This is a genomic window from Vibrio sp. 10N.222.55.C6, from assembly GCF_041473395.1.
Classification (GTDB): domain Bacteria; phylum Pseudomonadota; class Gammaproteobacteria; order Enterobacterales; family Vibrionaceae; genus Vibrio; species Vibrio crassostreae_C.
In genome coordinates, this window is sequence record NZ_JBFRSD010000574.1 from 1 (window position 1) to 720 (window position 720).

A 720-nucleotide genomic window follows, 5' to 3' on the forward strand; every position below is an offset into this window, starting at 1 on the left:
CTTTTAGTCTGTATCTAAAGCTGATTTAGATTAGAAGTCGTAGCGTAGACCTAGACGAAGAGAATCTTCGCTTTGTGTCTCTAGACCCGCAACTTTTACATCGTCTAGGTTGTTTAATTGGTAAGCAACGTAAGTACGGATAGACTTGTTGAACTTGTATGTACCAGTCAGATCAAAGAAGTCAGCTGTGTCTACAGTTAAGTTCTGTGTCGCGTCTTTTTCTTGTTTTTGGTACAAAGCAGCTAATTCAAACTGATCTGTTAGTTTGTACTTAGCCGCAACTTCTACACCAGAGAACTCAGTTTTTGCTTTGTCGTCTAGGTCACCCATTGTGTAGGTTGCACCTAGATATAGAGCATCCATTTTGTAATTAATACCAGCGATTACAGCCGTTGCTGAACCATTACCAGTACCGTTGTCGTTACCTGAGTAACCAAGACCAAAACCTAAGCCCATTGGTAGTGTGTAAATACCAGAGATGCCGTAACCGTCAGTATCTTTGTCTTCACCAGCAATCAAACTTGCTTTAAGAGAAAGTGCGTCTGCATCGTAAGCGTATACAAACGTGTTGTTAATCTGCTCGTCACCGGCATTGATGAATGCTTTTTGGTCACCAGAGTAGATAGTAACATCCGACATTTCTGAGATTTGAGCTGCAGCTGTATCTTGACGACCTACCGAAACAGCACCAAAGTTACCTTGAAGGCCAGCGTACATGTC

General features: G+C 42.1%; 1 protein-coding gene. It reads right to left on the reverse strand.

Translation table 11 applies throughout. The features are described from left to right. Positions 1-30: 30 nt before the first annotated feature. Positions 31-720 (reverse strand): porin (locus tag AB4486_RS25155; protein ID WP_372119430.1); only part of this gene is annotated, 690 nt, incomplete at its 5' end.